The following is a 21,025-nucleotide window of genomic DNA, read 5'->3' on the forward strand; positions in this document are numbered from 1 at the left end:
TTCCTGAGCGCAGAATGCGATCGCCGCGCCGCCCTGCCCGTTACAGGCGGAACGACGCGGCGATCCCGCTGCTGTCAGAAACGATACCCGACAGTCATGAACCCGGCCGGCTGGGTCTTGTGATAGACGAGCGGGCTATCCTTCACGTCGCCCAGCAGAGTCGTCACCCCTCCCGAGGCGCTGACAATAATGTGGTCGGTCATGAGATAGCTGACCGTGAGCATGGCCGATGCGTCCTTGAAGCCGCTACCCGCCTTGAACTGCGAAAGGCCCGAGGCGAGCGACTGGGATTCGCTCACGCCGAAGTAGCCGTTGTTGTACTTGCTGTCGGCCCAGGTTGTCATAACCGTGGGAATGACTGTGAGGCGCGGCGCGACGCGGACCGGGTAAGACACGCTGGCATCGGCGAGCAGCCCCTCGGTTCCGCCGGCGAAACCCTTGGTCGCGCCGATGGTGGCCGAGATGCCGCCGGCCTTCACGCTGGCGAAGAGGCGCCCGCCCAACCCGATCGAGAGCTTGCCGATGCCATCTGGAACATCCTTCGCGCGGTATCCTGGCGTGAAAGTGACGCCGCCGCCCAGAGTGACCGTGCCGGTGTCGACGGCCTTGATGCCTAAGCCGTTGCGCAAGTTGGCATAGAACGGCCCAACGTCGACATCGATCACCGGCATTGGCAGGACACGGTAGTCATCGGCCCCCTGGTAGGCCGGTGCATAGCCTGCCCCTACACCGACGATCACGTGATCATCATTGGGCGAACTGGAATTGTCGGTCGGAAGACGGCTCCACTGCTGAGCGTTGGCGCAACCGGCCCAGAGAAGCGGAAAGAGCATGGCGCTGGCTGCGAGGAGGCGGGCGCGACCGGCAAGATATTGGTTCATGCGGAACAATTCTCCTTCGATCCCGCATCGGCGGGATCCACTACACAAGCGAAGGAGAGCCCACTCACCGTCAGCCAAAAGGCACTTCACACACCTGCCAAGGTCGCCCGTGCCTCGGGCGGAGACAGGGTCAACGCCAGGGACGCGGTGCATCGAAACCGGGTCGGATTGAGCGAGCGATCCGGCTGGACCGCGACGGAATGTGGACTCCATTCGCTTCTGAGACACCACTCCGGTGGAGCATCCTCACTAGAAAATTATCATTCCAAACAGCGCCGTTTCCCCGGCAGCATTACCAATTCGCCTGGAGGCCGAGCCGCACCGTCCTCGGACGTAGCGGCGTCATCTGATTGCGCTGCCACAAGGTGAAGGGGTTCCCGAATGTGAACGTGTTGCCCCGCGTGTCGGTGACGTTGTCGAGGGAAAGAGTCAGCCCGAATTTTCCTCGCTGAAGCTGGAGCGACAGGTCGGCAACGGCGTAGTCGCCCTGAGAGACATCAAGCGGCGAGCCGATCCCCAGTTGAGAGCGCCCGACATAGCGCAGCGATCCACGAGCGGTTGCCATCGTCCGGGCACCAAGTCGACCGCTCCACTCCCCGGTGAATTGGCTGCCGCTACGCGCAACGTCCGGCAGCGTCCGAGAGATATCGAGGACATCGGGGGATGTGCTCGGCTCGATCCCCGGCCTGAGTTTCCCGACCTTGCTGTCATTGAGAAACGCCGCAAGTGAGATCGAGACGCCTCGGCGCGGCTTCCAGATGATTTCCCCGTCGAGCCCGTGAATGGTGCCCTGCCCGATATTGGCCGTATAGGAAAAGCCGCTGCTGCCGATGAGATCGGCCTGGATGTTGCGCCAGATCGCCATGAAGACAGCCGCGCGCGCAGAGAGTGTATCACTCCCGGCATCGCCGATCCGGACGCCGAGCTCGTTCATGTGGAGATCGTCGGCATCATACCGCTGCGCGGCGATACCGGTTTCGGAAAGCCCATATCCAAGGCCGCCGGGCCGATAGCCCTGCTGATAGTGGAAGAAACCGGAGACAGGCCCGCCGGGACGCCAATCGAGAGCGAAAGTGCCCGAGAAGCGCATTGCCCGCCTTTGCGAAGCTGGCAGGTCCTCGAAGCTGACGCCGGTAAGGAAGCCCGTGGTCGCGCTGTATGTGAGACGTCCACCGATGGTGCCGGTGAGCGTCGGACCAAGCGGCCGGGACATCTGACCGAAGACCGCCACTTCGGCCTGCCGGTTGACGACGCCGGGTATTTCGTAAGGACCATCCGCAGTGGTGAAGTCACGAGTCACATAGCTTGAGTTCACGATTGCGGAGACACCCGCGACCCAGGGCTTGTTCGAACCGCCCCCCGACACCCTGGTTTCATGGGAGAACAATAGCACGGCGTCGTGCTCGGTGTAGAGCGCGGGCCTGGTAGACTGATCGTAGCCCGTGGCATCGTAGGTTGTTACCAGATGGTGCAAACTGAGCGATGTCGTCGTGGTCAGTTCCACGCTGCCGATCGGCCGCTCGGCGCTGACGTAGCCGAGGCGGTAATTGTTCTCGAAGGGCTGCATGGTGGTGCCCGAGCGCGTTAGGGGCGGCTCACCCTTGATGGTGTATTGCCCGTCGTTCCCCGAAATGTTCTGGAAGACGAAACCGAGGTCCAGTGTCCAGCCCGATAAGTCTTCGGTCCTGAGGCTGATCCGCTGGCCATACCGTTTCGATCCATTGATGTCGCGTCGCCCCTGCTCGGGTGCGTCGATGTAGCCGGCGGCATACCCCCCATAGACTACAAGGCGGGCGGCAACACCGTCGGCCAAAGGAATGTTCAGCATTCCCGCACCATCCCGACTGATGCCGCCTTGCTGGGTCACACCGAGGTTGACGGCACCCGAGACGGCAAATCGATCGGGATCCGGCATATTCGGCATGAGACGAACTATGCCGCCAAGGGACCCTGCCCCATAAAGCGCGCCTTGAGGACCGACTAGAACCTCCATGCGCGACATGTCGTAGAGGTTCAGATCGGGATCGGGCGCATTGTAGTTAAGCCGCACGTTTCCGAGGTATTCGCCCACGGTCGCCTGCGTCTGGCCGCTGAAGCTGCTGTCGGCGATGCCGCGAATGAAGAGCTTGTTGCGCCCGGGCCCAAGATCAGTTGCACTTAGGGTGGGCTGTAGCGCGGTAAGCGCCGAAGTTCCCTGGAAACCGTTGGCGGCCGTCCAGGCAGGCGTGAGGCCGATGACCTTGACCGATCCGGGATAGCGATCGATCGTCACGTGCTGCTTGCTGGCGGCGACCACGATATCCTCGCCCACGGTTTCGGGCGGAGGAGTTGCCTTTACCGAAAGGGCAGGCTCCGTGGCGCGCGACCGCCCTGCAACGATGGAGATTGTCCGGGAATCATGAAAGACCGCACGCGCGCCCGTGCCCTTGAGTATCCGGGACACTGCCTCGCGAAGCGAATGAGTGCCTTTCACTCCGGGTGAATGACGTAAGGCAATTTCCGGATCGGGCACGGCGACAGTGGCGCGCGCCTGCGCTCCAAGCGTCGCGGCAACGTCGCCGAGACGTCCCGGAGCTACCCGAAAATCCGTTGATTGGGCTACGGCCGCTACGGGAATGCATGTCGTCAGTCCTGCAAACGCAAGAACCCAGTTAGTGCGCGCCACCGTCCCCCGGCTTCATGATCCATCCGCCCTGCCGTTCTTCCAGGCCAACGCCGAGAGCCAAGGCGATTCGGGAAAGCTGCTTCGTCCCCGATCCGTCGAGCGACAGCGTGCCCGAGAATTTCCGGTTTGCAAGCGATCCCTCCACTTTAACGAAGACACCGAGCTTACGACCGAGATCGCCAGCGACTTGCGAGAGAGGAGCGGCCGAATAAATCAACTGTCCGCGTTCCCAGGCTCCGACTGCCTTCGCATCTACCGTTGCCACATCAATTGCGGCGCCGCTACCGGCGTCAACAAGCGCTTGACCGGCAGTTAGCCTCACTGCCTCGGCACGCGGATTGTACAGGACCTCGCCCTCAGCGACCGAAACACGTACGGCACCGTTGCTGTGAACCACGTTGAAAACCGTACCAACGTCCTGGACCTGGTTGTCGCCGACCCGAAGGGTGAAGGGCCGGTCCGCATCATGCTGAATTCGAAAAAATGCTTCGCCGCCCTCGAGCGAAGCAAATCGCGCGTCCTTGTGATCGAGAACCAATTTGGTGCCGCCATTTAGCCTGACGCTCGAACCCGGTGCGATCGCTACTTCCCGCGTCTCGCCCGGCCCCGTAAAGACCTCGTAGCGATCGGTGCTGAACTGCGTGTAGGAGAGCACGGCCGCGAGCGAAGCCGCAACAAGTCCGGCCGGCGCCCAGAACCGCCACTTCGATGATGCCGATCCTTCGAAAACGTCGGCTTCCGACGCGTCGTCGTTGGCACTTTCGACGAACGATACCTGCGGCAATAAGTCATCGAGTTCGAAATCGACCTGAGCGATCTCGTCATAGGCCTGCTGATGCCTGGGATCTGCGGCAAGCCATTCGACAAACGCGTCCCATACGCTGTCGTCGCCGTGGCGAAGGCGCACGAGCCAGTCGATTGCTTCGCGGTCGATCGGTTGCATTTCAATTTCCATTGCGGTCTACCCCCGACCTGAGATGCCGCTCAGGCAACCGATCCCCATCAAGTCTTTTGCGGATAGATGCGACGGCCTCGTATGCCCGTGCCAGATGCTTCTCCACGGCACTTACGCTGATGCCGAGATCCTCGGCGATTTCGCGCTGCGGCTCGCCGTCCAGGCGAAAGCGCCGGAAGATGCTTCGCGTGCGCTCGGGCAGCCGATCGAGCACGACCTGGAGCACGCGCAACTGCTGCGCGGCGATCATTGCCGCTTCGGGCGAAGGACGATCGTCGATCTCTGGTGGATCGCCCGTTGTTGCCTCGACCCAATCCTCCTCCCGCCGCGAGCGGCGCTCGGCCGTCCTCCGGTTGATGAGGAACTGGTTTGATGCCATCCGATACAAGTAAGCGCGAGGCTGCGCCACGGGCGCCACGGGCCCCGTCGCCAGACGGATTGAGATCTCCTGGATCCCATCCTCAGCCTCCTCGGCGGTTGCCCCTCGAAGCATGAGGAATCGTAGCAATGCTGGGCGATTGTCCTGAAGGACTCCCAGCAAACCACCATTCGACATTGTTTTCGCCAACTTCTCTTGTATGCAGCGCCATCAAAGGCGCAGCCCGTTCTGCAGAGGCCATTCAGCTGCGACCCGAAGGGCTCAACCCGGCAAAGCGTGCACCGCAAAAATGCTCTAAAGCCCAGAGTTTAGGCAAGAAATTTATTTGCTGAGGAATCCACGGACCGGTGGCATCTAGATGAATGCCGCGGTCCATTTAGCGGCAGATAACAATTGCGAACATGATCATAGGTCACGCATCTGCAGCCTCGCGAGAGAGCCGGCCTCCTCTCACGCATTGCTCAGGAGGTGATGCAGCAACTGCACCACGCATACAGAATTTCCTGAGTTGAAATGATACAGCTCCAACGCGGCACGGATCGCTTTGAATCAGTATCTGGTGGTGGCGAGATTGACCGGGCCGCCCGGGAGATTCGGGCCAATATGGGCGTGCTGCTACGAACCGATCCAATTTTCCCCTCGCCTAAACAAACCCCGCCTCGGCCCGTCGATACTCTCTTGGCGACTTGTTCAGCTGAGATTTTGCAAAGCGCGACATTGCAGACTGTTCGGAAAACCCCAGTTTTTCGGAGATCCGCCCGAATGGAAGCGATGTGTGCTGGAGATAGTACATCAGGACGTCGCGCCGAACTTCATCCTTTATCAATTGGAAGGTGCACTGCTCGGCGTGGAGGCGGCGATGAAGCGCGCGCACATGCAACTTCAATACATGCGCAACGTCCTCAACAACGCTGTTGCCGGTCCACAGCAACTGCATCAGCACGCCGCGAACCTGAGCGTGAAATGGTGGCCGCTGGGTGCCATACTCCCTGTCGATGCGCTCGATTAGGTCGCACAGCGAAACTTCGTCAGGCTCGATGATCGATTTTTGGAGGTCTTCGGCCGCAAATGCAACGCCGTCCTCGTTGCAGCAAAAACGGACATCACATCGGAAATAGCGCCGGTATATCGCGGGCGATGAAATCGCATCGTGCCGGAAATGAACCCTGCGCACGCCGACCTGCCCACCCGTTATTGCCCGCGCCGCGAGGTGGCCTGCTAGCAGTGCATGTTCGATGGCCTGACTGCGGCTGGAAATGCCCTGCGCGAGCAGTTCATGCCCCATGAAAACCGTATTTCCCGAAGCGGTTCGACCCATCCAAACCCTCGCGCCAAGACTGTGGGCCGAGTTATGCGTCGCAGCGTAGGCGAGGGACTCGCCGAAATTTCGGCAGTTTCGCATTACGTTGCCCAAGGGGCCGAACAACGCGGTCCCGCCCTGCCGCAAGGCAAGCCGCATTCCGAAATCCTCGACGTTGAGCGTTGCAGCAGCAAATTCGAGTACCTCGGCCCATTGCCGGCAAGTGACCCGCCCCTCCAGGGCGCAGCTTTCGCGGTCGAGATCGAACGGCCCGAGTATATCCATCGGTTGCCCGCCGAGTTCGAGGATCAGCTCAGGCAAGAATCGAAGAATTCGCGCCTGTATCGTCTCGGAAGCCGATTGTTGCCTCCACAGCTCAGCCGGAACGGGGATCTGGTTCATCTCTCGGTTTTTTGCGTTGGAAGCCGATATCTACTGACGACTGCCGTCCAGTTTGAACCCAAAGGTTGCGCCATCAACCCCAGCCAAGCTCCAAAACGCCTATGCGATGCCGTGAAGGTCGTGAATGGAAGGGCAGGCAATACTGCGTGTCTGTATTCCCTCAAAGGGGCAGGCCCCACATACCATCAATGCGAAGTCCGGATAGCTCTTGTATTAGCTCCGTGCGCCGGCGCAAATGCAGGTGCCGAGGCAGTTCACACATCAAGCCTGTCGCTCCCTGACAAGCTCGAAGCTGCGCGCCATGTGTTGAGCAAATCCGTCCTCGGCCGGATGGAAGGTCCACAAGTGGTTTGTATCGCGGATCCCGTCGATATTCTCGCCGACTGCATCGATGGTCCAATCCGGCCGGTATAGCCCCTCCGTCTCCGTGATAAAGGCACGCGCGACGCGCCCGCCCATCGAAACGTACATCTCGCCTGATACCGTGCAGCTCTCATGCGCCAGCCACCCGACGACGGGCGCCACGAGGTCCGGCCCCATCGGCGGGTACTGAGAGGTATCAAGCCCCTCCGCCATCCGGGTAACCGCGCCGGGCAGAATGATATTCGACTTCACTCCCCGCGCGGCGCCTTCGATCGCCACGATGTTGTTGAGGCCGATCATCCCGGATTTCGATACCGCGTAGTTCACCACGCTAGGCATCGAATAGAGGCCGCCGATCGATCCCGTCAGGACGATGCGTCCATAACCGTCCTTGGTCATGCGCTCAAACGCCGGGCGAACAACGTGGAAGGCACCGAGCAGGTGGACATCCACCACCGCGCGGAAATCCTCGTAACTGATTTCGTCCAGCATCGCGAAACGGTTGTTGCCGGCGTTGTGGATCAGCACGTCGATCCGGCCGAAAGCATCCAGCGCGGCCTCGACGATTGCCTTGCCTCCTTCGGGCGTCGCGACGCTGTCGGTCGAGGACACAGCTTCAAATCCGCCATTGCGCAGGGCCTGGGCCGCCTCCTCGGCAGGTCCAGCATCCGATCCGCTCCCCGACAAGGCACTGCCATTGTCGTTGATGACGACTCTGGCGCCGAGCGAGCCAAGCAGTTCGGCATAACTGCGCCCCAGCCCGCGGGCGCCGCCAGTGATGACGGCGACCCGGCCATCGAAACGACGTTCGCTCATGCTGCTCTCCACGTTGTATCGCCAGCCGCCCAAAGAGGGGCGCCGCGCGTTTCCCTGAGGGACGGAATCGTTCGTCCATCGCGGTCGGTCAGGCCGTATTCGGCGGCCAGCTCCGCGTTGATGAAAGTGCCGCCCGAACGCGATCCGGCTTGCGGGTCCATTGCGAGCGCCGCGATCACCCGGCCCGGAAACTCGGGCGACGAGCCGACCGCACTGTTGAGCAGGCCAGCCATGCCCGGAACCGTCTTCAGGTTTTCAACCGCCCGCTCCGTATAAGTGAAGCCCTGCCACAGCGAGACTGCCGAAACGCCTGTCCCGCGCAGTTCATGGCCCATGTCCCGCATCATCCGGTCGGTCGCGGTCTTGGTGGTGCCGAACACGAGGTCGTAAGTATAGGTCACGCCCACATAGCCGGACAGCGCGGCGATCAGACCCGATCCCTGCGGCACCATGACGCGTGCCGCGTGCCAGGCGGCGATATAGGCGGCGCGCATCCCGGTATCCCAGATTTCCCATTCGCTGACCGGCTTCTCCCAGAAGCCGTCGCGCCGGGTCATCGCATCGGGAATGGCCATGGCATTGTTGACCAGCAGATCGAGCCGCCCCTCGTCCCGGCGAACCTGTTCAAACAGGTCAGCGATCTGGGCGTCATCCTTGAGATCGAGCGCCACGGCCACGCCCTTGCCGCCGCGCGCGTTCACCTCCGCCACCGTTTCAGCCAGCGTTCCCGGCAGCGAGTGCTGGCCCGCACCGGAGGTCCTGCCGGTGACGTAAACGGTCGCCCCATGTTCGGCGAGCGCGCAGGCAATGCCCTTGCCGATGCCGCGCGTGGCGCCGGTAACAACCGCGACCTTGCCCACAAGACCATCCGAAAGCCGTGCCATGCCCGTCACCCCTTCACCGGATTCTGCAGCGCGCGCCGGTTGACGAGTGGCCGCTGATACGACGGATCGTCCTTGCTGCGCGCGGAAACGCCGTTCAGCGCGATATCGGGCACATCGGCGAAGGGGATCGGCATCGGTGGCGGCAGGCAACCCCACTCGATCACATTGGTGCGCAGCGCGATCTTCCACTCGCCGCCTCGACGCTCCAGCCGGTCGACGTAGCGGCCGCCCGCGATCCACAGGCTTTCATCCCGATTGCGGCCGACGAACTGGTAGTAGGTCTCGCTATGCGCGCTGTCGCCGTCCAGATCGATGGTGGTCTGCAGCAGCGCATGGTGGGTAACGATCTGCCCCGCCTCGTGCATCGGTACCGCCCAGTCCCAGCAATCCGCCGCAGAGCCCACGAAAGGCCCGGCCGCCATCTCGGCATCGTCCCAGAAGGCGGAGAGGTAGACGTTCCGGTCGAACCGATCCATTCCGCGCGAAAAGCGGGCGAGGCATTCGTGGATGTCCTGCTTGTCCAGCAGCGCGTCCAGACGCGCCGCGCGGTCCTGTGCGGCTTCACTTGCCACGATAGTTCACCTCCGCAATCGGTTTCCAGATCGGCGATCCGCGCGTGGCGCGGGCGGACTGGATCACTTGCCCGTCCACATCGGTAAGCCCGTATTCCTGCGCCAGTTCGGCAGTGACGAACTCGCCGCCGGACCGCTTCATCACATCGGTATCGGCGGCCAGCGCGGCGATGACGCGGCCGGGATGCTCCACACTGCTGCCGTGCATCTGGGTGATCGAGGTAGTCATCCGGTCGCCCATCTTGGCAAGGTTGTCCTTGGCCTTCTCGGTCAAGGTCAGCCCCTGCCACAGCGTCAGGGACGCGACGCCGTGCGGCTCAAGTTCTATCGCCATATCACGCGCCATGCGGTCCACGGCTGACTTGGACGTGCCGAAGATCACGCCATAGGTATAAGTGACCGCCGCAAAGCCCGAGATCGCAACGATCAGCCCCGATTTCTGCGGCGCCATGATCTTCGCTGCGTGCCACGCCGCCACGTAGTTGGAGCGGACGCCCACATCCCACATCTCCAGATTGGAGAGCGGCTTTTCCCAGAATCCCTTGGGTTCCAGCAGATCGTCGGAGAGCGAGAAGGCATTGTTGACGAGGATGTCGAGCCGGCCCTGCTCGGCCGCGATCCGTTCGAACAGAGCGGCGACGGCCGCATCGTCGCCATGATCGCAAGCGACGGCAATACCGCGCCCGCCGCTCTCCGCGCCGCGCGTGTCGCATTCGGCCGCGGTGCCGCCCACGTTCCGGGCAGGTAATAGTCCCCTTCCCGCACCGTGCGTCCGGTGACGTAGACGGTCGCCCCCTGTTCGGCGAGGACCAGTGCGATCCCCTTCCCGATCCCCCGACTGGCGCCGGTGACCAGCGCGACCTTTCCGGCCAGCGGCGCGGTCATGCCGTCTCTCCGGCGAACCAGCGCTCACTGAAATCGCCCTTCGCCCGGCCCGGGAAATGCTCCGCCGTGAAGGGATAGCCCATCACGCCCTTGGACCAGTCCGCAGCGGCGCCCCAGTCCTGCTCCCAATCGTAGAGCATCACGCGGTCTGCGATGCGCCATTCGCCATCGCGCTTTTCGAACGTGTCGAGGTAGCGCCCGCCGATGCAGGTATCGCGATCTCCATCCTTGTGCCCTTGGCCCATATCGATCCGGTGATAGGAAAAGACATGGCTTTCGACGCGCGCCTTATTGCCGTCGAGCACGATGACCGACTGGCCGATCAGGTGCTGCGTGTCCTTGATCGCATCGGCGCCGGGCACCACCCAGGCGAGATAGGTTTCGAAATCGGCGGCGTGGACCCCATAGTCGAACCGGGCCTCCGGCCACCAACACGACCGGATCAGGTCCGCGCTGCGCCGGTCCTCGCCGCGCGCGAGGCGGGCGATGCAATCGCGGATTGCCTCGCGATCGGCGAGAGCGGTTAAATCGGGGGTCATGCATTCCTCTCCTTGTCGGCATGCGGCGCCTGACCGTTTGTTGCTTACCGCCAGGCCGACCCCAAACTCTTGACGGATCGCGACACTTGAACTTGCGGGTCATCGAGATTCCGGCCCCCGCTCGTCATTTTCTCGTCAATGAGACACACGCTCTTTCACCAGTACCCGCCGAGGGTTGGCGATCAGCATGCGCTCGATGTCGAGTTGAGACACGCCGGCATTGCGAAGCGCCGGGAGCACGTCGTCGTGAATATGCAGGTAGTGATGGCGAGGCATGGCCTGGTTATAATCGGCGACTTCGGGAAAGAAATCCGACCAGCAGCAGCAGTCGTGGCTCAGGACCATCTGAGATGCGTAGCCTCGTCCGACCATCGCAGCGATTGTGGCCACGCGCTGTTCCATCGAAATCTCGAACTCCACGCCGAAACGGTCCATTCCCAGCATCGAACCCCGGTCCGCAATCCGCATCAGGTAATCGAGGTCCGCAGTATCGCCGCTGTGGCCAATCACCACGTTCTCAAGGTCGACGCCTTCCTCGGACAGCACTTTCTGCGCGATGAGGCCGGTTTCTTGTTTTGCCGAGGTATGAACGGTAATCGGAGCCCCCGTCAGCACATGGGCGCGCCCGACGGCCCGCATGATGCGTTCGACGCCCCCCGTCAGGCCGGGGGCATCAATCGCGCATTTCAGCATTCCGGCCTTGATGCCGGTATCCGCTATACCCTCGACGATATCGGCTACGAAGTGCCCGACCATCGGCTCTACGCCGGTATCGTGCAGCAATCCGGGGCCCCAGAACTGGAAAGGCGCGGGGACGGCATCGAACGTATAGGCGCCTGTCGAAACGATGATGTTGATGCCGGTTCGGGCTGCAACCTTTGCAATACTGGGCATGTGCCGCCCAAGTCCCAGAACGGTGAGGTCGATGATCGTGTCGAATCCGGCCGCCTTCAAATCATCGAGCCGCGAGACTGCATCGTCGATCGTCTTGGGCGACAGGAAATCGGGCCGATAATTGAAGGTGTATTCCATATCCATAAGGAAGATATGTTCGTGGATCAGGACCCGGCCGAGGTCCTTCTCGCAAATCGTTCCATTTGCCGTTTGAATTGTGGTCACGCCTCAATCCCTTCAGATTTCCAGGCAGACTTTGCCGAGCTGAGTGCCTGAGCGCATGTGCGCCAGCGCGTCTGCAAATCCTTCGAGAGGAAAGGCCCGGTCGATCACCGGATGCATGTCATGCGCCTCGATCGCGCGGACCATGTCGAGTTGATCTCGCCGACTGCCCACCGTCACGGCCTGCAAACGGAGCCGTTTTGCCTGCACGATGGCGAACGGCATGATGTCTGTTTCAAAGCCCGCCGTCGCCCCGATGATGGCGATATGCGCTCCGGTACGCGCCGCCTTGAAGCTTTGCGCCAGCGTGTTGGGACCGCCCACCTCGATCACATGCTCCACGCCCAGACCGTCACTCAGCTCAACCACCGCCGTGCCCCATTCCGGCGTCACGGTCCGGTCGATCACGTGATCCGCGCCAAGGAGGCGCAAGCGATCGGCTTTTTCGGGCGAGGACGTGACGGCGAGGACGGTTGCGCCCGCCGCCTTGGCGAATTGCAGCGCAAACAGCGACACCCCGCCCGTTCCCAGGATAAGCACACGCGAACCGGGCCTCACCCCGCCGTCCGCGACGACCGCGCGCCATGCCGGCGCAGGGGAGCGTCGCGGCTTCAAGGAAAGAGAGGTTTCGGGGTGCCCGTGTGAAATGCCGGACCGGCCGCACGACTTCCTCGCACGCGAAGCCATCGGCCGGTCCGCCGGGCGAATTGTTCAGTTCGGCACGATCGATTTGGCCGTCGGTCCAATTGGGATGGAACAGGCTGATCACACGGTCGCCCAGCTCGAACTGGGTAACGCCCTCTCCCAGTTCGATGACTTCCCCCGCGCCGTCGGACAGCGGGATCAAGCCATCCGGCGCGGGGAAAACGCCTGCAACGACGAGGCCGTCCCTGAAGTTCAGCGAAGCTGCACGCACGCGAACCCGGATCTCGCCGGGACCGACCGGAAGCGAGGGGCTTTGGTCAAGCTGGAGCCGATCGCCGCCCTCACCCGGTTGCGCGATGAGGCACAGCGCCTTCATCGGAACTTCGCGCTCAGTTCGATGCCGTAGGTGACCGGCGAATTCCAGACGGCACCCGTGCCCAGCGTGTTGAACAGCACTTGCGTGCGGTAGCGCCGATTGGTCACATTGTCCCCGAACACCGCGACGGTGTAGCGGTCGGTGGGATCGGTCCACTCCGCCCTGAGCGCCAGGACTTCGTATCCCTTCTGGCGGAACTGCTCGGAAGGGTCGAAGTAGAAGCTGGAAGTATAGTAGAGGTTGCCGGACAGCGCGAGCTTGCCGCCGCCGAGATCAAGGCCATAGCTAGCCCCGATGTTACCGGTGAACTCGGGCGCGCGCTGCATCTTGAAGCCCGAGGCATCGGTCGAGGTCTGCGTCAACGCGCCAGGGCCGGTTCCGCCGAGCGATGTCGGGATGCAGGCCATCGAGTTGGTCAGATCGGTGACCGCCGGATCGCAGTAGCTGTAATAGGGTGCGTTGCTGAACGACTTGTAGCGGGCATGGGTCCACGATGCGCCAGCCTGAAGCGAGAACGCGCTGCTCACCTTGTAGCGCAGCTGAGCTTCGATGCCGTAGATTTCCGAGGATGCGGCATTGCGGATCTGCGCAGTGCCGTTCTGGTAGCTGGAAACCTGCAAGTTCTTGTAGTCGTAAAAGAAGCCGGCAAGATCGGCCGAGAACACCCGGTCGTCGTACTTGTACCCGACTTCGAAGGCATCGATCTTCTCGGGCTTCACCGGCTGCTGCGAATAGCCGCCGACGTTGAGAATGCCCGCCTTGTAGCCCTTGGTGTAGGACGCATAGACGCTCGATTCCTCGCTGGGCTTGAAACGGATCACCGCGCGGGGCGTGAAGCTGTCGTTCTTCAGGGTCTGGACCGGGATTTGCACGCCCGCGCCGCCTGTCCAGGGCACCTGCTCGCCATTGGGGCCGGTGTAGCTGGTGGTCGTGAAGTTGGTGATGAAGTAGGCATCCCCAACCGTGTCATGGCTGTAACGGCCGCCCAGCGTCAGAAACAGCTTGTCGCTCACCTCATAAGTCGCATCGAGGAACGCCGCGTAGGACTTCGTGGTGGTGCTGGAGCCGCCGAACGGCCCAAAGGGCGATCCGCCGAAGCTGGCGCCGATATCCCAGGTGTCGCGAATCTGGAAGTAGTTGAGGCCCGCCGTCCATTGCAACCTTGAGCCGGGCTTGGAATTCACCAGGAATTCCTGGCTCCAGGTCTCGTCATTGACGCCGACATAGATGTTGAACATCGGAATCGCGGTGGCATCGAGGTCGCCGTAATAGGGCGACAGGTCCTTGCGATACTGCGTGTACGAGGTGAAGTCAGCAAAGCCCAGGTCCGCCTTCAGCGTCGCCTGAAGCGCATCGGAATTCGAGCGGAAGCTCACCGGCGTATTCAGCAGCACATCGCCCGGCTTGGTCGCGAAAGTGCCCGTTGGCGCATAGAGGTACACCAGCGGCAGCCCCTTGGAACTGGAGGTTCCGTAGATCGCCTGACCGGCCGCCGAAACCTTGTCGAAGAAAGCCGGCGCTGCCGGTCTTGTCGACGTCGGCGTTGACCAACTGGGTGGTGGGATCGTTGGTCTCCGCGTGGACCCAGCGCAGGAGCAGCGAAACATCGTCCGTGAGCTCGGCCTTCATGCCGACGCGGAGCGACCAGTCCTCGTACTTGCCGATATTGTCGTTGCCGTTCGAAACGTCCGTGAAGTAGCCGTCTCCGCGCCGGTAAAGCCCCTCGACATCGATCGCCACGCGGTCGCTGATGCCGAAAGTGGCGTAAGCCTGCGCGTTCACCGCGTTGAAACGGCCGTAGCTGACTTTGGCCTCGCCGCTCGTCTCGGTGCTCGGGTCTGCGGTGGTGACGAGGATCGCGCCGCCCGTGGTGTTGCGGCCGAACAGCGTGCCCTGCGGGCCCTTCAGAACCTGGATGCTCCGCACATTGAGCAGGTTGAAGTCCGACATGTAGGTATTGGCCTGGAAGAACCCGTCGACGTAGATACCGACATTGGGCCCTCCGCCAGACGTCGTAATGGCCGTGCCGACGCCGCGAATGGTGGGCTGCACTGCCGGGCCTTGCGTATCGAACCGCAGGCCGGGGGTGATCTTGGCCGTGTCGGACAGCCTCTCGACATTGGCGGTCGCAAGCTGCTGGGGCCCGAGCGAGGTCACGCTGATCGGCACATCGCGCGACGCTTCCGAGCGCCGTGGGCCGTCACGACGATTTCTGTGGGTGCCGATGCGGCTTTGTCGTCTGCGGACTGCTGGGCAAGCGCCATTACCGGCCAGCTTGCCGACGCGCAGGCGATTGCGAAAATGGACGCAGATCGCGTGGTGTTCAGGCCAATCATGAAATCCTCCCCTGGATGCGTCGCGATTACCGCTCGCCATCTCTTCGTGTGCGGGCCGAAGCGCCTTCGGCGTCCGCATCAAATGGAACGGGGTAGTGGGTTCAAACTTGACGGATCGCGACAATCCCGCGCCGCCAGCCGAACTTCGCTGTAGCGATGATACCGAAGTCAGCGTGTCGTCGTGCGGCGCGCCCTATCGCCCCCAAATGGAGGTTGGCGGCGATAGGGAGACCTCTTGCTAGGCCTGCATCGGCGCGTAGGCCTCGAACCACATCCCTCCATCCGCCTTCCGCACGTAACCGGCATGAGGAACTGGCAGGTGGGCGGGGATAATCAGCGTCGAACGTTCAAGGCTGTCGGCCGCCAAACGGCGCCGGGTCTCGATGACCGCTCCCCAGTCGTCATGGTCGCCGAACTTTATGTTCGGATCGATCAGTTGAAGCGGATGATGGATGGCGTCGCCCGCAAAGACCGCCTCCTCGCCGCTGGAACGCAGACGCATCATGCAATGGCCTGCCGTGTGTCCATGACCCGGCTCTATGGCGAGGCTGGCCGAAACCCGATGCGGCTCCATGACCAAATCGGCGAGGCCCGCTTCCACGACCGGCGCGATCGACCGCTCGTACACGCCATCGTTGTAGGGCAAGGACGCGACACTGGCGGCGTTGTCGGGGTGCCAGCGATCGTACTCCCGCTGCACGAAAAGGTAGCGGGCATTGGCGAATGTCGGCACCCATTTACCGCCGCGAAGCTGCGTATTCCATCCGCAGTGATCGTGGTGGAAATGGGTACAGAAGACGTAATCGACGTCTTCCGAGCGAATACCCGTCGCCTCGAACCGTTCCAGAAACGGAATGTCGAGCATGTCGAACATCGGCATGATGTTGGGGCGCCCGTTGCCGTTGCACGGGTCTATGACGATGACAAGATCATCGACGTGCACCACCCAACTGCGAAAGTTCAGGCTCCAGGTGTCTCCTGGCTGAAGGAAATAGGGCTCCAGCCATGAGCGATGGCGATCCACGAGCTCGTCCGAAGCCCCAAGAGAGGCAATCGGCCGGCCGGTGAGTTCCATTTCCAACACGGAACCCACCAGAGCGCTGCCTATCCGGAAGTTCGTCATCACGCTCCCTTGTTCCGTCTGCCGGTCGATCCCGGCGCTGGCGGCAGACCATTCCCGAATTCTAGTCAGCCCGTTTCGCTCGCCAGCCACGTTGCCGCAAGCGAGCGTAGTTCGGATGTCTTGATCTTTGCCGATCCGGTCAATCCCAACTGCTGCTCGTCGAGGCCGATGACCCGCCGCGGTACCTTGTAGCTGGCCAGTACCGCACGCAGCCGTTCGCGAACCGCATCCTCGCTCATTCCGCCGTCGGCATGAAAGACCACGCAGGAAACGACGATTTCACCAAGCGTTTCATGCGGCACGCCGACGGTCTGGCTCATCTTGATGCCAGGCAGCGCGCGAATGGCCTCGTCGATTTCGAGCGGAGAGACATTAGCGCCGCCGGTCTTGATGATGTCGTTCAGCCGGCCCTGCCAGAGCAGGCGGCCCTCCTCGTCGAGCCGTCCGCCGTCTCCGGTGCGGAAGTAGCCTTCCTCGTCCAAAGTCTCGAACAGCGGCGTGCCGAGATATCCCAGCATCAGGGTCGGTCCCTTGACCGCGATCTCTCCGTTTTCGCCCAGCGAGACTGCCTGTCCTGTGAGTGGATCGACGATCTTGATCAGATTTCCCGGCAGTGGCACCCCGTGGCTCTCGGCCGCGTCTTTAGCGGTGGTCATCGCCGGAAACGCTGCGCTCAGCGTGAAAGTCTCGGTGTTGCCGTAGCAGTGCTTGGGCTCGATCCACGTGGTCGTGACCGTTGGATGAGCGGCAATCGGGCATGCCGTATCTACGAACTTCAGTGAGGAAAGATCGACCGTTTGCCAGTTTGGAGCCGCCGTAAGCTGCTCCCATTGATGCGGCCATGCGAAGGGAAAGGTCACCCGCTCCGACTGAAGGAGATCCAGCGCTTCTGCGGGGTGGAAGGTGCGCTGAAGGATCAGCGACCCGCCCATCGACAGGGTGCCGCCGATAATCATCGAGAAATTGCCCGACCAGAAGAAACCGTTAGCCGTCCAACTGCGCACGGCGTCACTCAACCCTTGCTGGCGCCCCATGCGCCACATTTGCAGCGATACGCCCTGATGGGCGGAGAGAATGCCCTTCGGCCGCGCGGTCGAGCCGGAGGAAAAGAACAGTGCGCCCGGATCGGCCGGAACCACGCTTTTTGCCCGCGCATCCAGCCTGTCTTCCGGTACCGCCTGCCCAAGATCCAGAAAAGCGCGCCAGGACCGGACAGCGCCCCTCCCTTCCCCGCCAACCACGGCGAGTTCTCGCAGGAACGGGAACCGGCTAGACGCATAACAGCCGGGCGCGCTCGCAGCGATCAGCGGATCGAGCCCGCAAACGATCTCAAGAAAATCCTTCTTGAGCACGCTCTCCTCGAAAAGAAGATACGAAACCGCCGAATTCTCGATCAGATAGTTAAGTTCGGCCGGGGTCGAAAACGTGCTGAGCGGCGTGGCAACACCGCCCGCCAGCGCCGCCCCGAACATCGCTGAAAGGAACTCCGCCCGATTCGTCATTAGGACGCCGACACGCTCGCCCTTGCCCAGCCCGGTCGCGATCAGCGCCTTGGCGACCTCCCGCGATCGGTCCCAAAGGTCGCAATAGCTCCATCGTTCGCGCGCCCCGTCGTCAAGGCGGTGGACCAGCGCTTCGCGGCCGCCATAGCGGGATGTCACTTCCCGCAGGAAGTCGCCCAGCGTCAGTTCTCCTAACCCCGCCTCCTCGCAAAGCGGGATCCCGCGCGCGATGGAGACGGAGCGATCGACGACGAAATCGTGCGAAGACAATGTCCGTCCTCCTCAGTACGGCAACTGGACTTCGTTGACGGAGGTGACGACGGTTTTGCCGTCCTGATCGGTCATCCGCACTTCCACGCGCACAACGGGGAAGCCCCAATCGGACTTCTCGATCTTCTCCACGACCTCCCCCTCGATATAGGTGACGTCGCCTTCGAACGCAGGCCCGCGGAACTCGCTCTTGGCATGGCGAACCATGCCGTCATGCCCGGCCCAGAACGCAAGGTAGTCGGTATTCCAGGCTGCCATCGTCGCGCCGTAGCCATAGGCCCGGTGCATGCCGATCTCGCTGGCGCGGCCATCGTCGATATGGCCGCGCGAGGGGCCGAGGTAGAGCCCGTCGCGCAGGCGCGGATCGGTCATTGCGCCCACTTCGTCGAACGAGAATCCTTCGATCCAGCCCATGTCCTGATTGACCCAGCAATCGGGAACGCCCTCGATCCCCTGCCAGTAGAAGCTGCCCCAGATGTTGAAAATGAAGGCGCGGTATTCAGTAGTGAAACTGGCGATCGAGTGCGGCCCGATTACCCGGCGCGGCAGTTTGTCGCCCACCGACACTTCCTCGAAATGCGGCGATTTGCCTTCGCGGTTGGAAAGAAACCAGTCGCGGCGCACCTGATCGATCTCCGCCAGTTCGGCCGACGTCCACTTGCGCGGTGCGCCGGCGCTGGAGGCGTACATGCCCCGCTTTTCTGCTTCCTTCGCCAGATAGCGGATCACGGTGGGGCAAGACTTGGCGATCAGATCGCCGCGCTGGTTGCGATGGATGGTATCGCCCCGCTGGAACAGTGTGGGCCCTGCAAACTTGGTGTCGGTCAGCTTGTAGCCGGTGAAGATGCGCTCATGGCTCAGATGGTCGCCGGGGCGGACATGGGTGCCGTACCACCACCATTCCTCGCCCCCGAAGATCATGTGCTGGCCCTCGATCCGGCCGACGCAGGCCTGATTGTTGCCATGCCCGTAATCGAGCGCGACACAGATCGACTGCGGCGCGATGATGTCGCCGAACTTGGTTTCCTGCGCGAAACGCTGGTCCCAGTGCAGCGGGTTCACGTAGTCCATTGCCATGACCCAGCGGCGGATGTCTGTCTTGTTGCATGGCTCCCAAAGCTCGCCGCCGCCGACCTGGTGACCAAGCCGCCATTCGACGTCACTGATGTCCATCTGTACCTTGGCATCACTTTCGGCCACTCTGGTTCTCCCATGTCTCACTTCGCCAGGTCCGATGGATTACCGCCTGACTCTTGCCTGTAGTGAAACAATTGTCTGGAATCCCTGCCCTAGACTTGACGGATCCTGACAACCAGTACCGCGCACGGGCGATATCGAAGTTCAACCACGCCAAACCGGCGCGACAGGGCAAAATGCAGCTGCCAGCCTCCGGTGGTCATCGCAGACCGCAACAGGAACGACGGCCTGGCCGCCGCGTACGCTGAGCTCGCATCGCGCTTTGAGCCCGGAAAGGGAATAACTAATGGAAGATTTTGCAAACGGCAGGTTCGGGATAGAATTCATCAGCGTCCTCGGTCAGGAACCGGTCGTGTTTGTCGAACTCGCGGCAAAACTGGGATGCCGGCGCATTGGGCTGGGGCTCGCTCCGATTACGGGGCCGTTCGGTGGTGAGCCAGACTGGACACTGCGCGGGGACCGGCCACGGTTGTGCCGGTTGAAACAGGCGCTTGCCGATCATGGAGTGGAAGTGAGTCTTGGCGAAGGCTTCGTCATTCTGCCTAGCCGAAGCATAGCTGATGCCGAAGCCGATTTCGATCTCATGGCCGAACTGGGTGCCAGGCGATTGAATGTCTGCGCGATGGATCCGGATCCGGCTCGCAACCTCGAACAATTCGCCGCCTTTGCGGCAATGGGCGCGGAGCGCGGCATTCCCGTGACGGTGGAATTCTTGCCGGCGACGCCCGTTCCCGACATTTTCGCAGCAATGAACCTCGTCGATGCGTCCAGGGCGACAAATGCAGGCGTTCTGGTCGATGCCATGCACTTTTTCTCCTCCGGCGGGACTTTAGAGGAGCTGAGCAAGCTGCCCAACCGAATGATAGGCTACGCCCAGCTCTGCGACGCCAAGGAAGCCGGATTCTACGACGGATATTACCAGGACGCGCGAGAAGAACGGTCCCTCCCCGGATCGGGCGTCCTGCCGCTGGGCGCGTTTCTTGCAGCACTTCCGGCACACTGCCCTGTTGGGCTGGAAGTTCCCTCGGCCGCGGCGGCACGCTCCGGTCTCTCGCGCGAGGCCTATCTGATCGGGGCCTTGAAAGCCGCACATTCGCTCGCCCCCAACAAATATGCCCGGCCGAATCAATAATACGCTCCCAGCTTCGAATGGTCCCAGCTGACAAATTTGTAGGGTGTGAACAGAACTACGACGCGCTTTGCCATCGACGCGCGGATCTGCTCGTCCATTTCCGGCGTTTTGGTGGCGGCCAGCAAATTGCTTGATCGGACAAGGCGCATATTTGCTGCCACCAGATCCGGATCTACAATGATATCGGCATCCGCATATACGATAACCGACTTCAATTCGTGATATTTGTCGCCGCTTTCGACGAGTAAAGTTGCCCGAGGATCTCGCCGAAGATTGGCGATTTTCTGGCTTTTGCGAAAGGTTGTTATGATGACACGACCTGCGTTGTCGATACCGTAATTCATCGGCACGGGATGCGGCATGCCCTCCGGTCCGATGGTGACCACAATGATGCGACGTTGGTCGTAGAGATACTGTCGGATTTCTTCTTCATCCATTCTTATGAGGTTGCGACGCGATGTCATCTTGCGGGCTCTCCAATGCCGCCAACGGCATCTGAGAATGCGACGGCGCTGAGCGATGCTCAATCTGCGTCACAACCAGCCTCCTTCATGATCGCGCCAGCGGCACCTTATCGGGAAACCAGCAAAGCAATCGAAAGGCCACGCTTCGCCATTCGGCCTGACATCTCGCGCTATAATTCTCGTTGACGGTTGCCAAGCTGCTCGGCTCGTTCACGTTGATCGC

The 21,025-nt window shown here is 61.9% G+C and carries 18 protein-coding genes and 2 pseudogenes; 1 reads left to right on the forward strand and 19 read right to left on the reverse strand.

Annotation, left to right across the window (positions count from 1 at the left end):
- Window positions 1–74: 74 nt before the first annotated feature.
- From ACZ1JC_RS22840 to ACZ1JC_RS22925, 18 genes and pseudogenes are all read right to left on the reverse strand, one after another.
- The gene (locus ACZ1JC_RS22840) at window positions 75–881 is read right to left on the reverse strand and encodes a MipA/OmpV family protein (RefSeq protein ID WP_465137985.1); all 807 of its coding nucleotides are present in this window, start codon (window positions 879–881) and stop codon (window positions 75–77) included.
- Window positions 882–1,173: 292 nt separating this feature from the next.
- Window positions 1,174–3,546, reverse strand: a complete 2,373-nt coding sequence (locus tag ACZ1JC_RS22845) for a TonB-dependent receptor (RefSeq protein ID WP_465137984.1) — start codon at window positions 3,544–3,546, stop codon at window positions 1,174–1,176.
- Window positions 3,533–4,501: a FecR family protein gene (locus ACZ1JC_RS22850; RefSeq protein WP_465137983.1), complete on the reverse strand. Its 969-nt coding sequence runs from the start codon at window positions 4,499–4,501 to the stop codon at window positions 3,533–3,535. The genes ACZ1JC_RS22845 and ACZ1JC_RS22850 overlap by 14 nt, the downstream gene beginning before the upstream one ends.
- Window positions 4,491–5,057: an RNA polymerase sigma factor gene (locus tag ACZ1JC_RS22855; protein ID WP_465137982.1), complete on the reverse strand. Its 567-nt coding sequence runs from the start codon at window positions 5,055–5,057 to the stop codon at window positions 4,491–4,493. The genes ACZ1JC_RS22850 and ACZ1JC_RS22855 overlap by 11 nt, the downstream gene beginning before the upstream one ends.
- Before the next feature lie 466 nt (window positions 5,058–5,523).
- Complete coding sequence (locus ACZ1JC_RS22860) at window positions 5,524–6,582, reverse strand: AraC family transcriptional regulator ligand-binding domain-containing protein (protein WP_465137981.1); 1,059 nt, start codon at window positions 6,580–6,582, stop codon at window positions 5,524–5,526.
- Window positions 6,583–6,843: 261 nt separating this feature from the next.
- A complete protein-coding gene (locus tag ACZ1JC_RS22865; protein WP_465137980.1) occupies window positions 6,844–7,761 on the reverse strand; it encodes an SDR family NAD(P)-dependent oxidoreductase in 918 nt (305 codons plus the stop codon).
- A complete protein-coding gene (locus ACZ1JC_RS22870; RefSeq protein WP_465137979.1) occupies window positions 7,758–8,645 on the reverse strand; it encodes an SDR family NAD(P)-dependent oxidoreductase in 888 nt (295 codons plus the stop codon). The genes ACZ1JC_RS22865 and ACZ1JC_RS22870 overlap by 4 nt, the downstream gene beginning before the upstream one ends.
- 5 nt (window positions 8,646–8,650) lie before the next feature.
- A complete protein-coding gene (locus ACZ1JC_RS22875; protein ID WP_465137978.1) occupies window positions 8,651–9,217 on the reverse strand; it encodes a nuclear transport factor 2 family protein in 567 nt (188 codons plus the stop codon).
- Window positions 9,207–10,102, reverse strand: a pseudogene (locus ACZ1JC_RS22880) (SDR family NAD(P)-dependent oxidoreductase). The gene ACZ1JC_RS22875 and the pseudogene ACZ1JC_RS22880 overlap by 11 nt, the downstream one beginning before the upstream one ends.
- A complete protein-coding gene (locus ACZ1JC_RS22885; protein WP_465137977.1) occupies window positions 10,099–10,641 on the reverse strand; it encodes a nuclear transport factor 2 family protein in 543 nt (180 codons plus the stop codon). Before ACZ1JC_RS22885 ends, ACZ1JC_RS22880 begins: the two are co-directional and overlap by 4 nt.
- Before the next feature lie 135 nt (window positions 10,642–10,776).
- Entirely contained in the window at window positions 10,777–11,760 is a 984-nt protein-coding gene (locus tag ACZ1JC_RS22890; RefSeq protein ID WP_465137976.1) for a phosphotriesterase family protein, read from the reverse strand.
- Between the two features lie 12 nt (window positions 11,761–11,772).
- Entirely contained in the window at window positions 11,773–12,444 is a 672-nt protein-coding gene (locus ACZ1JC_RS22895) for a zinc-dependent alcohol dehydrogenase family protein (RefSeq protein WP_465137975.1), read from the reverse strand.
- A 4-nt stretch (window positions 12,445–12,448) separates the two neighbouring features.
- Window positions 12,449–12,778: pseudogene (locus tag ACZ1JC_RS22900) on the reverse strand (alcohol dehydrogenase catalytic domain-containing protein); the annotation flags it as partial.
- Window positions 12,775–14,172: a TonB-dependent receptor gene (locus ACZ1JC_RS22905; protein WP_465169090.1), complete on the reverse strand. Its 1,398-nt coding sequence runs from the start codon at window positions 14,170–14,172 to the stop codon at window positions 12,775–12,777. The pseudogene ACZ1JC_RS22900 and the gene ACZ1JC_RS22905, both read right to left, overlap by 4 nt.
- Entirely contained in the window at window positions 14,090–14,935 is an 846-nt protein-coding gene (locus ACZ1JC_RS22910) for a TonB-dependent receptor plug domain-containing protein (RefSeq protein ID WP_465137974.1), read from the reverse strand. The genes ACZ1JC_RS22905 and ACZ1JC_RS22910 overlap by 83 nt, the downstream gene beginning before the upstream one ends.
- A gap of 417 nt (window positions 14,936–15,352) precedes the next feature.
- Entirely contained in the window at window positions 15,353–16,237 is an 885-nt protein-coding gene (locus tag ACZ1JC_RS22915) for an MBL fold metallo-hydrolase (RefSeq protein ID WP_465137973.1), read from the reverse strand.
- Between the two features lie 65 nt (window positions 16,238–16,302).
- Window positions 16,303–18,009, reverse strand: a complete 1,707-nt coding sequence (locus ACZ1JC_RS22920; RefSeq protein ID WP_465137972.1) for a class I adenylate-forming enzyme family protein — start codon at window positions 18,007–18,009, stop codon at window positions 16,303–16,305.
- 12 nt (window positions 18,010–18,021) lie between these two features.
- Window positions 18,022–19,209 (reverse strand): MaoC family dehydratase, encoded by a 1,188-nt coding sequence (locus ACZ1JC_RS22925; protein WP_465137971.1) that lies wholly within the window; start codon window positions 19,207–19,209, stop codon window positions 18,022–18,024.
- 283 nt (window positions 19,210–19,492) lie between these two features.
- Between ACZ1JC_RS22925 and ACZ1JC_RS22930 the strand changes: the two genes are divergently transcribed.
- The gene (locus tag ACZ1JC_RS22930) at window positions 19,493–20,338 is read left to right on the forward strand and encodes a sugar phosphate isomerase/epimerase family protein (RefSeq protein ID WP_465137970.1); all 846 of its coding nucleotides are present in this window, start codon (window positions 19,493–19,495) and stop codon (window positions 20,336–20,338) included.
- On the opposite strand, the gene ACZ1JC_RS22935 is transcribed toward ACZ1JC_RS22930, so the two are convergent.
- Window positions 20,332–20,802, reverse strand: coding sequence for a pyridoxamine 5'-phosphate oxidase family protein (locus ACZ1JC_RS22935; RefSeq protein WP_465137969.1), 471 nt, complete (start codon window positions 20,800–20,802; stop codon window positions 20,332–20,334). The genes ACZ1JC_RS22930 and ACZ1JC_RS22935 overlap by 7 nt on opposite strands.
- Window positions 20,803–21,025 lie beyond the last annotated feature (223 nt).

The sequence above is a fragment of the Sphingomonas sp. BL-S-28 genome, from assembly GCF_055521515.1.

What these genes read in the sequence shown, in the direction of transcription:
- ACZ1JC_RS22840 (WP_465137985.1), bottom strand. Translation starts at nt 881, where the DNA reads ATGAACCAATATCTTGCCGGTCGCGCCCGCCTCCTCGCAGCCAGCGCC.
- ACZ1JC_RS22850 (WP_465137983.1), bottom strand. Translation starts at nt 4,501, where the DNA reads ATGGAAATTGAAATGCAACCGATCGACCGCGAAGCAATCGACTGGCTC.
- ACZ1JC_RS22855 (WP_465137982.1), bottom strand. Translation starts at nt 5,057, where the DNA reads ATGTCGAATGGTGGTTTGCTGGGAGTCCTTCAGGACAATCGCCCAGCA.
- ACZ1JC_RS22860 (WP_465137981.1), bottom strand. Translation starts at nt 6,582, where the DNA reads ATGAACCAGATCCCCGTTCCGGCTGAGCTGTGGAGGCAACAATCGGCT.
- ACZ1JC_RS22865 (WP_465137980.1), bottom strand. Translation starts at nt 7,761, where the DNA reads ATGAGCGAACGTCGTTTCGATGGCCGGGTCGCCGTCATCACTGGCGGC.
- ACZ1JC_RS22870 (WP_465137979.1), bottom strand. Translation starts at nt 8,645, where the DNA reads ATGGCACGGCTTTCGGATGGTCTTGTGGGCAAGGTCGCGGTTGTTACC.
- ACZ1JC_RS22885 (WP_465137977.1), bottom strand. Translation starts at nt 10,641, where the DNA reads ATGACCCCCGATTTAACCGCTCTCGCCGATCGCGAGGCAATCCGCGAT.
- ACZ1JC_RS22895 (WP_465137975.1), bottom strand. Translation starts at nt 12,444, where the DNA reads ATGGCTTCGCGTGCGAGGAAGTCGTGCGGCCGGTCCGGCATTTCACAC.
- ACZ1JC_RS22915 (WP_465137973.1), bottom strand. Translation starts at nt 16,237, where the DNA reads ATGACGAACTTCCGGATAGGCAGCGCTCTGGTGGGTTCCGTGTTGGAA.
- ACZ1JC_RS22930 (WP_465137970.1), top strand. Translation starts at nt 19,493, where the DNA reads ATGGAAGATTTTGCAAACGGCAGGTTCGGGATAGAATTCATCAGCGTC.
- ACZ1JC_RS22935 (WP_465137969.1), bottom strand. Translation starts at nt 20,802, where the DNA reads ATGACATCGCGTCGCAACCTCATAAGAATGGATGAAGAAGAAATCCGA.